This is a genomic window from Streptomyces sp. NPDC005648 (assembly GCF_040605395.1).
Classification (GTDB): Bacteria; Actinomycetota; Actinomycetes; order Streptomycetales; family Streptomycetaceae; genus Streptomyces.
Genome location: NZ_JBEXCS010000001.1, coordinates 1 through 14,009 on the forward strand (window position 1 = coordinate 1; position 14,009 = coordinate 14,009).

Here is a 14,009-nt window from a genome sequence, read left to right on the forward strand (position 1 = left end):
GAGGACAGGCCGGAGGTGTTCTTCTGCCAGCCGAGGACGCAGCCCTCGAACGTCCCCGCAGGAGCCCCGTTCCATTCGCTGGAAGGAACTCCCTTTTGACCTTGCTCCGGGTGGGGTTTACCTAGCTGCCCAGGTCACCCTGGGCACTGGTGGTCTCTTACACCACCGTTTCACCCTTACCGAGGACCGAGGTCCCCGGCGGTCTGTTTTCTGTGGCACTGTCCCGCGAGTCACCTCGGGTGGCCGTTAGCCACCACCCTGCCCTGTGGAGCCCGGACGTTCCTCGGGAAGCCCCCTAGGGGGACTCCACGCGGCCGTCCGCCCGGCTCGTCTGCCGTGTCGACCATGGTACCGGGCGACCCGCACGGGCCGGACCAGATGCCGGACCAGAGACCATCCCCGACGCCGGACCATCTGCCACCCCCGACGCCGAACCAGAGGCCGTCCCCGTCCTCGCGTCTTCGCCCCCCGCCCCCGCCCCCGTAGCCAGCACCGACCCCGCCAGGATCAGCGCGAACGCCGCCCCCACCCCCGCCGTCAGTTCCTCCCCCAGGAACACCGCCCCCGCCGCCACCGCGACCGCCGGATTGACGTAGGTGAAGACGGTTGCCCGGGTGGGGCCGATCTCCTTGATCAGTTCCAGGAAGGCCACGAAGGCGAGGGCCGTGCAGATGACGCCCAGGACTGCCAGCGCCCCGAGCACCGACGCCGACGGCCACTGCGAGGGCCGGGCCAGCGTCGCCGCCGGCGCGTACACCAGCGCTGCCAGCGTCAGGCACGGCGCTGTCAGCTGCAGGGTTCCCACGTCCTTGAGCCAGCGGGTCGCGATCAGCGGTGCCGTCGCGTAGCCGATCACCGTCAGCAGTACCTCGCCCAGTGAGCGTGCGTCGCCGCCCGTCAGGTGCGGGATCGTCAGGACCGCTACGCCCGCCAGACCCAGCCCCAGGCCTGTCGCCCGCCGTACCGCCAGCCTCTCCGTGTTCCCGAAGAAGCGCGCCAGCACAACCCCCACGATCGGCACCCCCGCGATCAGCAGGCCCGCCGTCGAGCTCGACAGATGCCGTTCCGCGTCCGTCAGCGTGAACCACGGGCCGATGATCTCTATGCACGCGAACGCCAGCATCGGGAGCCAGTGTCGGCGGACGGTCCGGAGCAGGCCACCCTGCCGTATCGCGAAGGGGAGCAGCAGGGCCGCGCCCAGGGCACAGCGCGTGAACACCACCACCGACGGGGACAGCGGGGCGTCCACCGCCACCTTGATCATCAGATAGGGGATGCCCCACACCACTCCCATCAGGGAGAACAGGAACCAGCCGCGTGCAGTCATACGGCCATCCAAGGGCCACGGCCCGTCAGACGTCTTGAACGCTGTTGCGGTACGCCGCCGGGGTCACCCCCACCACCCGGCGGAACCAGCGGGTCAGATGCGCCTGGTCCGCGAAGCCGACCAGGGTCGCCGCCTCGGCCGGGCGCAGGCCCGACGCCAGCAGGGAGCGCGCCCGGTTCACCCGGTACTGGGCCAGCCAGGCGTACGGCGGTATGCCCATCGTCGTACGGAACGCCCGCAGGAGCTGGTAGCGGGACAGGCCCAGGTCTTCCGCCAGGTCGGAGAGCGACGGCGGGTCCAGGAGTTCGTCCGCCAGACGGTCTCGTACGACTACCGCTATGCGGTCCGCTCCGGGGATCGCGTCCGGCGTCGGGCGTGCCGTCGAGTGGCGGCGTGCCAGGGCCGTCAGCAGCCAGGGGAGGCGGGACTCGGCCTCCAGGGGGTCGGGGCAGGCGTGCAGCTCGGTGTGGGCGAGGCGGAGGGCCCGCGCCAGTTCGGGGTCGTCTATCAGGGGTTCCGGGAAGTGCGGGAGGCCGCCGAGCGTGCCGTCCGTGAGGAGGTCGGGGGTGGGGTACAGGGCGCGGTAGGCGTAGCCGTCGGTGGTGGTGGCCGGGCCGCCCGTGTGCATGTCGCCGGGGGCCAGTACGACGATCGAGCCGGGTCCGGGGCGCACATGGCCGCCTCGGTAGGCGATGACCTCGGAGCCGGCGACACAGATGCCGACCGAGTACTCGTCGTGGGTGTGAGGCGCGTACACATGCTTCACGAAGCGGGCCGCCAGGAGGTCGAGGGGTGGGCCGCCGCGGCCCAGGCGGGCCCTGGCCCATGTCGCCCGTTCGGTCATACGGCACCTCCTCGTCCACGCCCGCATCCAGGTCCGCGGCCGCGTCCATATCCACCGCCGCGTCCATATCCACCGCCGCGTCCATATCCACCGCCGCGTACACGTCCGCGTACACGTCCACCCGGTGCAACGCCCCCGAGCCCTCAGAACATCCGCTCCAGCGCGTCGAAAGCCGCCCCCACCCTCGCCCGGTGTTCCTCCGCCACCGCCTCCACCCGCTCCCCCTCCATCAGCCGCCGTGCCGTGCTCATGTACACCGAGCGGTACGCGGCGATCGTCAGCGCCGCGAGCAGGTCGGGGTCGGGCACTTCCGGGGCCGTCTCGCGCAGGGTCTGCGCCAGTGCCGACTCCACCTCCTCCACGCCTTCCCGGGCACGGGCGCGCAGGGCCGGTGAGTCGACGACCACCTGCCAGAAGGTGGGGAAGTCCGCGCCGACCGCCGACAACGGGCGCCCCTGGTCGGGGAGTTGGAGCACCAGGCGGCGCAGGGCGGTGAGCGGGGGTTCGCCGGGGGCGCGGTGCCGTACCGCTCCCTCGAACATCTCGACGGCCTCCGGGATGCGGTCGAGGAACAGGTCCTCCTTGCGCGGGAAGTAGTTGAAGACCGTCATCGCCGAGACCTCCGCGGCGCGGGCGACCTCCGCGACGGTCACCTGGTCGAAACCGCGCTTTCTCCTGGTGACAGCGCCGTGACAGGCGTGTGGCAGGGAGCGTGTCAGGGCGGTGACAGGGCCGTGTCAGCGCCGGCCGGGACCGTGGGGGCATGAAGAGTTCGGCGATCGCAGTTTCCGGGCTGCGCAAGGCATATGGGGACAAGGTCGTGCTCGACGGCATCGACCTCGAAGTCGCGGCGGGGACGGTCTTCTCCCTGCTCGGGCCCAACGGGGCCGGCAAGACGACGGCGGTGAACGTGCTGGCGACACTGCTGAGGCCCGACGCGGGCACGGTGTACGTCGGCGGGCACGACGTGGTGACGGCGACCAGGGAGGTGCGTGCGGTCATCGGTGTGACCGGGCAGTTCGCGGCGGTGGACGAGTTGCTGTCCGGGCGGGAGAACCTGCGGATGATGGCCGATCTGAGGCGGGTGCGGGACGGTGGCCGGGTGGTCGCCGGGCTGCTGGAGCGGTTCCAACTGGTGGAGTCCGCCGACAAGTTGGTGTCGACGTACTCCGGCGGTATGCGCCGGAAGCTGGACCTGGCGATGACGCTGGTCGGCAGGCCGCGGATCATCTTCCTGGACGAGCCGACGACCGGTCTCGACCCGCGTAGCCGGCGCACCATGTGGGAGATCGTCCGTGAGCTGGTGGCCGACGGCACCACCATCTTCCTGACCACGCAGTACCTCGACGAGGCAGACCAGCTCGCCGACCGGATCGCGGTGCTCGACCGGGGCCGGCTGGTGGCCGAGGGCACCCCGGAGGAGCTCAAGCGCCAGGTGCCGGGCGGGCATGTCCGCCTTCAGTTCAACGACGTCAGGCAGTTGGACGCCGCCGAGCACCGTCTCGCGCTCAGCACGGTGACCCGCGACGACGAGGCGCTCGTCCTGCAGATCCCGAGCGACGGCAGCATTCCCGCGCTCCGAGCCGTGCTCGACGTACTCGAAGGCTCCGGCATCCAGGCCGAGGCGCTGACGATGCACACCCCCGACCTGGACGACGTCTTCCTCGCGCTCACCGGGCGCACCGACGCGGAGGTGATCTCCAAGTGAGCAGTGTGTCCACGGCGTTGGGCGACTCGGCGATCATGCTGCGCCGCAACTTCAAGCACTCGGTGCGCAATTCGGTGACGCTGTTCAACTCGGTGCTGTTTCCGGTCGTGTTGATGGTCATGTTCGTCTATGTCTTCGGCGGCGCCTTCAAGGTCCGGGGCAAGTACGTCGACTACGCGCTGCCGGGCCTGCTCGTGATGACCATCAGCTACGGGCTGGGCGCGACCGCCGCGTCCGTGAACGACGACATGACGAAGGGCGTGATCAACCGGTTCAAGACCATGGACGTCTCCCGGGGCGCCGTGCTGACCGGCCATGTCGTCGCGACGACGGTGCGCTGTCTGATCGGCGACGCGGTCGTCATCGGCGTCGGGTTCGCGATGGGATTCCGCTCGGACGCCGGCCTCCTCGACTGGCTCGGCGCGATCGGCGTCCTGCTGCTGCTCGCCTTCGGGGCGAGTTGGCTCACGGTCGCCCTCGGGCTGGCCGCGAAGAGTGTGGAGTCGGCGAGCTTCGGCGTGATCCCGCTGATCATGCTGCCGTTCCTGAGCAGCGCGTTCGTGCCCGCGGACACCATGGGGACCGGGGTGCGGCAGTTCGCGGAGTACCAGCCCTTCACCCCGATCATCGAGACCCTGCGCGGGCTGCTGTCGGACGGCCATCCGTCCACCGGCCATCTGATCGCGGCCTTCGCCTGGAGCGCCGGGTTCGCGGTCGTCGGGTACGTGTGGGCGGTCACGACCTTCAAGAAGCGGGCGTGACCCTCAACTCTCAGTAAGCGAGCGTGACTTCGACCAGCTGGGTCCAGCTGGTCCGCGCGCCCTCCGCAGCCGCCTCCGCGAACCGCGTGTCGCCGAGGCGGCCGCGTGCCGTCCGCTCGATGCGGGCCGCGTCCGGATGGGAGCGGTCCTCCAGGCCCCGTACGGCCGCGCTCGCGGCGAGCAGGCGTGCGGCCTGCTCGAACTCCTGCTGCCGCAGGGCCAGTTCGGCGACCCCGACGAGCACCTGGGCGATCGCCAGCGGGTATCCCGACTCGACCGCCGCGTCACAGGCCGCCGCACGGTGCGCCCGGGCCTCGTCGAGGTCGTCGGTGAGATAGCCGAGCAGGTCGTGGCGGATCGCGCGCATATGGGCGAACTCCGCTTCCTCGCCCAACAGGGCCATCGCGGCGTCGAGTTGCTCGCGCGCCTCCTCTGCGTCGCCGTCCCGGCGGGCGAGTGCGGCGCGCACGAAGGCCAGTTCGGCCAGCGCGTCCGGCCAGGTGACCCGCCCCGCGTACCGCTCCGCCTCGGCCAGTGCGGTGGCGCAGGCGTCGTCGTCGCCCAACAGCCGGTACAGCCAGGCCTGTTGCGACCGCAGCCGGATGACGTCCTCGGTGGCGCCGATCTCGGTGACGACCGCGACCGCCTCCTCGTAGTACGCGCACGCCTCCGCGAACTCGCCGCGCACGGCTGTCCGGGCCGCCAGCTCGCTCAGCGCGAACATGATCCCGAACCGCTCGCCGATCGCCCGGAACTCGGCGAGCGCCTTCTCCAGATGCGCGTCCGCGTCCCGCCCGCCGTGGCCCAGCACGATCCGCATCTTGCCCAGCTGCAGCTGGGCCAGGGCGCGCACCCAGGGGTCCTCGCTGTCGAGGAGCGGTTCGAACGCGGCCGGGCCGGGTTGCCTCAGCAGCTGCTCCATCGCGTCCACGAGCCCGAACAACGGCGGCCGGTGCCGGACCCGCCTGCTGAACCGGTACGTCTCACGGATCCACTCCGCGGCCTGCTGTTCACCGCCCCGCCCATCCGTCACGAACAGCACGATCAGCGCGTACACCATGGCCCGGACCTCGTCGGTCACCTCGCCCGGCACCCTGGAGGCCGCGGTGAGCAGTTCGAAGCCCTCGGCCCGGTGTCCGCCGAGCCACCAGTACGTGCCGGCGCCCGCCGCGAGCCGCATCGCCGCCTGCGCCTCCCCGGCAGCGAGCGCGCCGCGCAGCGCGGCACCGATGTTGTCGTGCTCGGCCGCGAGCACGGCCAGCCACTCCAGCTGCTCGGCCCGGCGCAGATGCGGCTCGGCCGCCTCGGCGAGCCCGGTGAAGTGGGCCAGGTGCGCGTGGCGCGCCGACTCCGTCTCCCCCGCCTCCGCGAGCCGTTGCCCGGCGTACTCCTTGAGGGTGCCGAGCATGCGGTAGCGCGGGGCGCCGGTGCCCTCGGCGACCAGCAGTGACTTCTCGGTCAGCGCGGTGAGCAGTTCGAGGATCTGCTCCGGCTCGGCCTCGGGGCCCGCGCAGACCCGTTCCGCCGCCTCCAGGCTCGCCCCGCCGGTGAACACCGAGAGCCTGCGCAGCACGGTCCGCTCCGCGTCGGTGAGCAGCTCCCAGCTCCAGTCGACGACCGCGCGCAGCGTCCGGTGGCGGGGCAGCGCGGTGCGGCTGCCACCGGTCAGCAGGTGGAAACGGTCGTCGAGCCGGGCCGCGAGCTGGTCCACGGACATGGTGCGCAGGCGGGCCGCGGCCAGCTCGATCGCCAGCGGCATCCCGTCCAGCGCCCGGCAGACACGCCCCATCGTCGCGAGGGTGCGGGGGTCGGCGGCGAGATCGCGGCGTACGGCCCCGGCCCGGTCCCGCAGCAGCCGTACGGCCGGTGCGGACCCGATCTCGTCCGGGTCCGCGTCCGGTTCCGGCAGGGCGAGCGGCTCGATCTGCCAGAGCGCCTCGCCGGTGATGCCGAGCGGTTCCCGGCTCGTCGCCAGGATGCGCAGCCGCCGGCACTCGCCGAGGACCCGGTGGGCGAAGACGGCCGCGGGCTCGATCAGATGTTCGCAGTTGTCGAGGATCAGCAGCGCCTCCCGGTCCCGGATCGCCGCGACGAGACGGTCCACCGGCCCGGCGTTCGGGGCCCCGCCGAGGAGGGCGTCCCGCAGCCCCAGCGCGGCGAACGCCGCCTGGGCGACATCGCCGTCCGCGTCGATGGCCGCCAGCTCCACCAGCCAGGATCCGTCGGGCAGTTCGGCGGCCATCGTGCGCGCGGTCTCGGTGGCCAGCCGGGTCTTCCCCGCACCTCCCGGCCCGATGACGGTGGTCAGCCGATGCGCGGCGAGGAGCTCGCGCACCGCGGTGACATCACCGTCCCGGCCGACGAAACTGCTCAGCTCCGCACGGAGGTTGGTCTTGCGGCCCTCCTCGCGTCGTCCCAACTCACCGCGCAGCACGGCGACATGGAGGGAGGCCAGCTCCGGCGAGGGGTCGACGCCCAACGCGTCGGCGAGCGCCGCGCGTGTGCGCTCGTACACCAGGAGCGCCTCGCTGTCCCGGCCCGCCGCGGCCAGGGCGCGGATCAGCGCGGCGACGAGCCGTTCCCGCAGCGGGTGTTCGGCGACGAGATCGGTCAGCTCGGTGATCAGCTCCGCACCGCGGCCGACGGCGACCTCCGCGTCGGCCCGCTCCTCGACGGCGGTCAGCCGCAGCGCGTCGAGCCGTGCGGCCGCGGCGTCCAACGCGGCGCTGTCCTGCAGCCCGACGTCCTGGAAGGCGGCCCCACGCCACAGTCCGAGAGCCTCACCCAGCAGCCGCACCCGCCCCGAGACGTCCTCGGCACCGGTACCGGCCCGCGCCGCACCGACAAGACGTTCGAACCGCACCGCATCGACGCCCTCGGCCTCCACCACCAGCCGATAACCGTCCGCCCGCCCCTCGATCTCGCCCGCCGGCAGCGCCTTGCGCAGCCGGGATACCAGGCGCTGCAAGGCGTTCGTCGCGTCGGCGGGCGGCTGCTCACCCCAGATCCAGTCGACGAGCGAGGCCCTCGGGACCACCTGACCGGGCTTGAGCGCGAGGGCGATCAGCAGGCCGCGCAACCGCGCACCCGGGATCTCGAGCGGGCGACCGTCGTCCGAGCGCACCTCCAACGGACCCAGCATCCCGATCTGCACGGACCGATTTTGTCATGCGCGTGGTGCGTCTCGTCATGCGCGTGGTGCGTCCCGCCGGGCGCGTGCCGCGGACTTGCGGCCCCGTACGCTGTCGGGGAGCTCAACCGAAGGAGATCACCCGTGCTCGTCCTGCTGCCTCCCTCAGAAGGCAAGGCGTCCTCCGGCCGTGGCGCCCCCCTGAAGCCGGAGTCCCTGTCCCTGCCCGGACTGGCCACCGCCCGCGCGGCCGTACTCGACGAACTGGTCGAACTCTGCGCCGCGGACGAGGACAAGGCACGCGAGGTGCTCGGACTGAGCGAGGGCCTGCGCGGCGAGATCGCCAAGAACGCCGAACTGCGCACCGCGGGAACCCGCCCCGCCGGGGAGATCTACACCGGTGTCCTCTACGACGCCCTCGACCTCGCCTCCCTGGACGCGCCGGCGAAGCGGCGGGCGGCCCGCTCGCTCCTCGTCTTCTCCGGTCTGTGGGGCGCGGTCGCGATCACCGACCGCATCCCCTCCTACCGCTGCTCGATGGGCGTGAAGCTGCCCGGACTCGGGGCGTTGGGCGCGCACTGGCGGGCTCCGATGGCCGAGGTCCTGCCCGAGGCGGCCGGCAAGGGCCTCGTCCTCGACCTGCGGTCCTCCGCCTACGCGGCCGCCTGGAAGCCGAAGGGCGAGCTCGCGGGGCGCACGGCGAGCGTACGGGTGCTGCACGCGCCGACCCGCAAGGTCGTCAGCCACTTCAACAAGGCCACGAAGGGCCGGATCGTACGAAGCCTGCTGGCCTCCGGGACCGCCCCGCAGGGTCCGGCAGAGCTGGTGGAGGCGCTGCGGGAGCTGGGGTACGTGGTGGAGGTGGAGGCGCCCGAGGGGGCGGGGAAGGTGTGGACGCTGGATGTACTGGTGGACGAGGTCCACGGGTGAGCCGGGCGTGAGGCCCCGAGGGAGCGAGGCACCGTCGCGGCGAAAGCCGTCCGCGGGACGCCCGCCCGTAACCCTGATCTTCATCCGGGTGCCCGAGGGCAAGACCGTCAAGAACCGGCTTCACCTCGACGTGGGCCAGGGCCCGGACCGGAACTGGTGGTCATGGCCGACCCCGAGGGCAACGAGTTCGACGTGGTGCGGACCTTGGCACCGCAGGACCAGGTCCTCCTTCCCCAGCGCGCCATTGCACATGTCGCAACGCTCTTTGCGCACAGTGCACTGCTCGGCGAGGATGGCGGCATGCCCTCCTCGCCGCCCTCCGTGCTGGATCTCGCCCCCGTCGTCCCGGTCGTCGTCATCGAGGACGTCGCCGATGCCGTGCCGCTCGCTCGGGCGCTGGTCGGCGGTGGGCTGCCCGCGATCGAGGTGACGCTGCGGACGGCCGCCGCGCTCGGTTCGATCCGGGCGATCGCCGCCGAGGTGCCGGGGGCCGTGGTCGGTGCCGGGACCGTCATCACGCCGGACCAGGTGAAGGAGACGGTGGCGGCCGGGGCGCGCTTCCTGGTCAGCCCGGGGTGGACGGACGTACTCCTCGGGGCCATGCGGGCGTCCGGGGTGCCGTTCCTGCCGGGGGTGTCGACCGCGTCGGAGGTCGTGGCGCTGCTGGAGCGCGGGGTGCGGGAGATGAAGTTCTTCCCGGCGGAGGCGGCGGGCGGTACGGCGTATCTGAGGTCCCTTGCCGGGCCGTTGCCGCAGGCGCGGTTCTGTCCGACCGGGGGGATCGGTCCCGGCAACGCGGCCGGGTATCTGGCTCTCCCCAACGTCGGCTGTGTGGGCGGGACCTGGATGCTGCCCGCCGATGCGATCGCCGCGCGGGACTGGGACCGGGTGGAGTCGCTGGCCCGCGCGGCGGCCGGGCTACGGCCTCAGGTGTGAGGTGTCGTTGAAGAGTCGTACGCTCGCGTTGCCGTCCGCGTAGTAGGCCACGGCGGAGAGGGAGGCCGCCGAGAGTTCCATGCGGAACAGGGACTCGGGGGGTGCGCCCAGGGCCAGCCGTACGAAGGTCTTGATCGGTGTGACGTGGGAGACCAGCAGGACCGTGCGGCCCGCGTACGCCGCCACCAGCTTGTCGCGGGCCGCGGCGATGCGGGTCGCGGTCGCCGCGAAGCTCTCGCCGCCGCCGGAGGGACGGGCCTCGGGGTCGGCGAGCCAGGCGTTCATGTCGTCCGGGTAGCGCTCGCGGACCTCGCCGAAGGTCAGGCCCTCCCAGGCGCCGAAGTCGGTCTCCCGGATCCCGTCGTCGACGCTCACCTCCAGGCCGAGGTGGCGGGCGACGATGCCCGCGGTCTCGCGGGTCCGGGCGAGGGGCGAGGCGACGATCGCCTCGATGGTGCCGCGGCGGGCGAGGGCGGCTCCGGCGCGCTCGGCCTGGTCCCGGCCGACGTCGGACAGGGAGGGGTTGGTGCCGCCGCTCCCGGAGAACCGTTTCTGGGGCGTCAGCGGAGTCTCACCGTGCCGCAGCAGCACGAAGGTCGCGGGGGCGCCCATGTCGGCCGGAGCCCACCCGGGAGACGCGATCGCGGTGGCGGCCCGGACATCGGCGTCGGCCTTGGCGACGGCGACCCGGGCGGCACCCGCGGCGCCGCCTTGCCCGGCGCTCGCCGCGGAGGCCGGCGCGGAAGCCGCGGACCCGGCGGTGTTCAGTTCGGCTGTCGAAGCCGACGCGGACCACTGTTCGCCCCGGCCGCCGGCGTCCATCGCCTCGTTGGCGAGGCGGTCGGCGTGCTTGTTGCGCTCGCGGGGGATCCACTCGTACGTCACCCGGTCCGCCGGGAAGACCCGCGCCGCCTCCATCGCCAGCGGCTTCATGTCCGGGTGCTTGATCTTCCAGCGGCCCGACATCTGCTCGACGACCAGCTTGGAGTCCATCCGGACATGGACCGTGGCGGCGGGGTCGAGCCGATGGGCGGCCCGCAGGCCGGCCAGCAGGCCCCGGTACTCGGCGACGTTGTTCGTGGCGACGCCGATGTACTCGGCCGCCTCCACCAGGGTCTCCCCCGTCACCGCGTCCAGCACGACCGCTCCGTAGCCGGCCGGCCCCGGGTTGCCCCGCGACCCGCCGTCCGCCTCGACGATGAACTCCCGCACAGCACAGGCCCCTTACGGCTCTTACAGACCGGACTCGGCCGTGCGCACCAGGATGCGGCGGCAGTTCTCGCAGCGCACCACGGTGTCGGGGGCGGCCGCGCGGACGTCGTTGAAGTCGGTGATGGACAGCTCCTGGCGGCAGCCCTGGCAGGTGCGCTGGTACAGCTTGGCCGCGCCGATGCCGCCCTGCTGCTCGCGCAGCTTGTCGTAGAGCTTCAGGAGGTCGCCCGGGATGGTCCCGGCGATCACCTCGCGCTCCTTGGTGACCGTGGCGACCTCGCCGTCGATCTCCTCGAAGGCCGCGTCCCGGCGCGCGGTCGCGTCGTCGATCTTCGACTGCACGGAGGAGACCCGCTCGGTCAGCTCGCGCAGTCGCTCCTGCACGGACTCGATGCGCTCCATGACCTCCAGGACGACGTCCTCGAGGTCGCCCTGCCGCTTGGCGAGGGAGGCGATCTCGCGCTGGAGGTTCTCCAGGTCCTTCGGGGAGGTGACCGCGCCGGAGTCGAGGCGCTGCTGGTCGCGGGCGGCGCGCTGGCGCACCTGGTCCACGTCCTGCTCGGCCTTGGCCTGCTCGCGGGCGGTGTCGCTCTCCTCGGTCTGCGCGGCCACGAGCAGGTCGCGCAGCTGGGTGTGGTCCTTGGTCAGCGACTCGATCTCGGCGTGCTCGGGCAGCGACTTCCGCTTGTGTGCGAGCTGCTGCAGGCGTACGTCGAGTCCCTGGACGTCGAGGAGTCGGATCTGGTCGGCGGGCGCGGCGTTCAGTTGGGGGCTCCTGCGGTCGGGTCGGAGGAGGCCGCGTGGGCCGTCCAGGGGTCGGTGACCGTCTTGGACACGTGGACGCGCAGGTCCCATCCATGCCGGTCGGAGATCTCGTCGAGCTGGGTGGCGGCCAGCTCGCACCAGGGCCACTCGGTGGCCCAGTGCGCCGCGTCGAGCAGCGCGAGGGGGCTGTGGGCCACCGCCTCGGAGGCGGGGTGGTGGCGCAGGTCCGCGGTGAGGAAGGCGTCGACGCCGGCCGCGCGGACCTGGTCGAAGAGGCTGTCGCCGGAGCCGCCGCTGACGGCGACGGTGCGGATCGCCGCCCCGGGGTCGCCGGCGACGCGGATGCCCTGCGCGGTGGCGGGGAGCCGTGCGGCGGCCCGGGCCGCGAACTCGCGGAGGGTGAGCGGGTGGTCGAGCTCGCAGACACGGCCGAGGCCCCGGCGCCCCCGCGGGTCGGCCGGGTCGGGCACGAGGGGTCGTACGACGCGAAGGTCCAGGGCGCCGGCCAGCGCGTCGCTCACGCCCGGGTCGGCGGTGTCGGCGTTGGTGTGGGCGACGTGGAGCGCGATGTCGTTCTTGATGAGGGTGTGGACGACGCGGCCCTTGAAGTGGGTGGCCGCGACCGTCGTCGTACCGCGGAGGTAGAGGGGGTGGTGGGTGACCAGCAGGTCGGCGTCCAGCTTCACGGCCTCGTCGACGATCTCCTGGACCGGGTCGACGGCGAACAGGACCCGGGAGACCTCCTGGTCGGGGTCGCCCACGACGGTGCCGACCGCGTCCCAGGACTCGGCCCGCTCGGCGGGCCACAGGGTCTCCAGCGCGGCGATGACTTCAGACAGACGGGGCACGGATGAAAGGCTACCTGGCTGATCCGGGCGGCTGAACCGTAGCCGACGGGTACCGGCGAGCGAGGCTGATGTGGAGGGGTCGGCCGGGGCGGTGGGGAGGGGTCGGTCGGGCCGGTGGGGAGGGAGGGCATGTCGGCCCCGGGCGGGCTCGCCCAGCACACCCGCCCCCGTTCCCTCAGGCGAATCGTTCCGCTGCCACCCTTATGTGTGAAGCAGGAGCCTCGTGGTGCCACGTGTGTGCGTGCGAAAACTAGCGTCGTGGCCGGAGGTGACCAGACGATGACGGCCTGTGCGATGGAGCCCGAGACCGCCCCCGAGGACGGTGTCCCGCGGGCAGGCTGCACCATCACCGCGGACGGTGCCTATGCCGCCCGCCTGACGCTGGACGGCGACTCCTGGTACCCGGAGCGCTGGACGCTGGACGGCCCGGAGCCGTACGCCGTCCCGCTGCCCGGCAACCAGCCCGAGGAGCCCGGCACCGAGGTGCAGCCGATGAGCGACGGACGGGTGCTGATCCGGCGGACGACGGAGGGACGGCATGTCTTCTCCCTTCTCTACCCGACCGGTCCCGGCACCGGCGAAGTACTGATCGGCGCGGTCGAGTGCCCGGACGAGGGCACCCGTCTGTCGCTGCTGTCCCCCGCGCCGTGCGGCGAGAAGGCGTACGCCCTCGCGGTCGGCCGGCGTTCCAGCACGCTGTGGCTGGTGGCGGGCGGGGCGTTCGGTCCCGAGCAGCTGACGGAGATCCCCGGCCGCTGCTCGGGCGGGGTGTGGCTGGACCACACTGGCCGGATGCTCGCCCTGGACCGGGAGGTCGGCGGGCGGACCAAGACGATCGTGGTCGATCTGGAGCGGGGTTGCGAGGTCTCCCCGTTCCTCCAGATCGCCGACGGCAGTGACGACCGGCTGCTGCTGGCCGACCCGGACAGCGGTCTGCTCCTCATCCGCTCCGACGCGCCGTCACCGGGCGAGGACCGGCTGGGCTGGGGTGTGCTGGGCAGCACCCTGCCGGTCCGCTTCCCCGAGTGCCTGCGGGTGCCGGACTGCGCGGTCACGCCGTTCGCGATCCAGCCGGGCCTGGTGCTGATGCCGGAGAGCTGTGCGGTGGCGCTCCGGGTGGACGGCCCGATGGGCTGCTGGGTGGGGCTGTGGCGGCCGGACCGCCGGCAGGTGCTCCATCTCCCGGCGCCGGAGGGGTGGTTGGCGGGCGCGGGGCTGTGGACCAGTGACGGGGTGCTGCATCTGCCGTACGCGACGGCCGAGGTGCCGTGCGGCGTGGCGCGGATGGCTGCGCCTTCGGGGGAAAGCGGGGGGCCGGGGGGAGCAGGGGGGCCGGGGGGATCGGGGGAAACGGGGGGATCGGGGGACGGGGGGCCGGAGGATCCGGTGGGTGTCGATACGGCCGGCACAGCCGATACGGCCGTACGGGCGGCGTCGGGGGCGACGTCCGAGTCGGCATCATCGCAACCGGATCCTCCGGAGCCCGCCGCACCCCGTCCGGTGCCCTTGCGAGAGGCCCCTCTGGCCCGTCTTGTAACGAACTAGTGC

General features: G+C 72.6%; 11 protein-coding genes, 1 other RNA gene and 2 pseudogenes. 6 read left to right on the top strand and 8 right to left on the bottom strand.

The window, feature by feature from the left end:
- Positions 1–18 precede the first annotated feature (18 nt).
- From rnpB to ABZT17_RS00020, 4 genes and pseudogenes are all read right to left on the bottom strand, one after another.
- Positions 19–311: RNase P RNA component class A (gene rnpB / locus ABZT17_RS00005), an RNA gene on the bottom strand.
- A 233-nt stretch (positions 312–544) separates the two neighbouring features.
- A pseudogene (locus tag ABZT17_RS00010) lies at positions 545–1,327 on the bottom strand (DMT family transporter); the annotation flags it as partial.
- Positions 1,328–1,352: 25 nt separating this feature from the next.
- On the bottom strand, positions 1,353–2,171 hold the full coding sequence (locus ABZT17_RS00015; protein ID WP_356341648.1) for an AraC family transcriptional regulator: 819 nt from the start codon (positions 2,169–2,171) through the stop codon (positions 1,353–1,355).
- Between the two features lie 143 nt (positions 2,172–2,314).
- Positions 2,315–2,890: a TetR/AcrR family transcriptional regulator gene (locus ABZT17_RS00020; RefSeq protein WP_356342216.1), complete on the bottom strand. Its 576-nt coding sequence runs from the start codon at positions 2,888–2,890 to the stop codon at positions 2,315–2,317.
- A 44-nt stretch (positions 2,891–2,934) separates the two neighbouring features.
- Between ABZT17_RS00020 and ABZT17_RS00025 the strand changes: the two genes are divergently transcribed.
- Together ABZT17_RS00025 and ABZT17_RS00030 are read left to right on the top strand one after the other, a co-directional pair.
- Positions 2,935–3,879, top strand: coding sequence for an ATP-binding cassette domain-containing protein (locus ABZT17_RS00025; RefSeq protein WP_356341650.1), 945 nt, complete (start codon positions 2,935–2,937; stop codon positions 3,877–3,879).
- Entirely contained in the window at positions 3,876–4,640 is a 765-nt protein-coding gene (locus ABZT17_RS00030) for an ABC transporter permease (protein ID WP_356341654.1), read from the top strand. Before ABZT17_RS00025 ends, ABZT17_RS00030 begins: the two co-directional genes overlap by 4 nt.
- A gap of 10 nt (positions 4,641–4,650) precedes the next feature.
- Here ABZT17_RS00030 and ABZT17_RS00035 read toward each other — a convergent pair whose 3' ends face one another.
- On the bottom strand, positions 4,651–7,794 hold the full coding sequence (locus ABZT17_RS00035; protein ID WP_356341656.1) for a BTAD domain-containing putative transcriptional regulator: 3,144 nt from the start codon (positions 7,792–7,794) through the stop codon (positions 4,651–4,653).
- 120 nt (positions 7,795–7,914) lie between these two features.
- Here ABZT17_RS00035 and yaaA point away from each other — a divergent pair, with 120 nt between their 5' ends.
- From yaaA to eda, 3 genes and pseudogenes are all read left to right on the top strand, one after another.
- Entirely contained in the window at positions 7,915–8,700 is a 786-nt protein-coding gene (gene yaaA / locus ABZT17_RS00040; protein ID WP_356341658.1) for a peroxide stress protein YaaA, read from the top strand.
- Positions 8,701–8,752: 52 nt separating this feature from the next.
- Positions 8,753–8,913 (top strand): annotated as a pseudogene (locus ABZT17_RS00045) (VOC family protein); the annotation flags it as partial.
- 87 nt (positions 8,914–9,000) lie between these two features.
- Positions 9,001–9,636: a bifunctional 4-hydroxy-2-oxoglutarate aldolase/2-dehydro-3-deoxy-phosphogluconate aldolase gene (eda, locus tag ABZT17_RS00050; protein ID WP_356342218.1), complete on the top strand. Its 636-nt coding sequence runs from the start codon at positions 9,001–9,003 to the stop codon at positions 9,634–9,636.
- On the opposite strand, the gene ABZT17_RS00055 is transcribed toward eda, so the two are convergent.
- Genes ABZT17_RS00055 through ABZT17_RS00065 form a run of 3 tightly spaced genes read right to left on the bottom strand, consistent with a single transcriptional unit; the run spans position 9,619 to position 12,461 of the window.
- On the bottom strand, positions 9,619–10,848 hold the full coding sequence (locus tag ABZT17_RS00055) for a bifunctional RNase H/acid phosphatase (protein ID WP_356341661.1): 1,230 nt from the start codon (positions 10,846–10,848) through the stop codon (positions 9,619–9,621). The two genes, eda and ABZT17_RS00055, sit on opposite strands and share 18 nt — an antisense overlap.
- A gap of 21 nt (positions 10,849–10,869) precedes the next feature.
- Positions 10,870–11,613, bottom strand: a complete 744-nt coding sequence (locus tag ABZT17_RS00060) for a C4-type zinc ribbon domain-containing protein (RefSeq protein ID WP_356342220.1) — start codon at positions 11,611–11,613, stop codon at positions 10,870–10,872.
- Positions 11,610–12,461, bottom strand: a complete 852-nt coding sequence (locus ABZT17_RS00065) for a Nif3-like dinuclear metal center hexameric protein (protein WP_356341663.1) — start codon at positions 12,459–12,461, stop codon at positions 11,610–11,612. Before ABZT17_RS00065 ends, ABZT17_RS00060 begins: the two co-directional genes overlap by 4 nt.
- Before the next feature lie 279 nt (positions 12,462–12,740).
- Between ABZT17_RS00065 and ABZT17_RS00070 the strand changes: the two genes are divergently transcribed.
- Positions 12,741–14,006: a hypothetical protein gene (locus tag ABZT17_RS00070; RefSeq protein WP_356342222.1), complete on the top strand. Its 1,266-nt coding sequence runs from the start codon at positions 12,741–12,743 to the stop codon at positions 14,004–14,006.
- Positions 14,007–14,009: the final 3 nt, after the last annotated feature.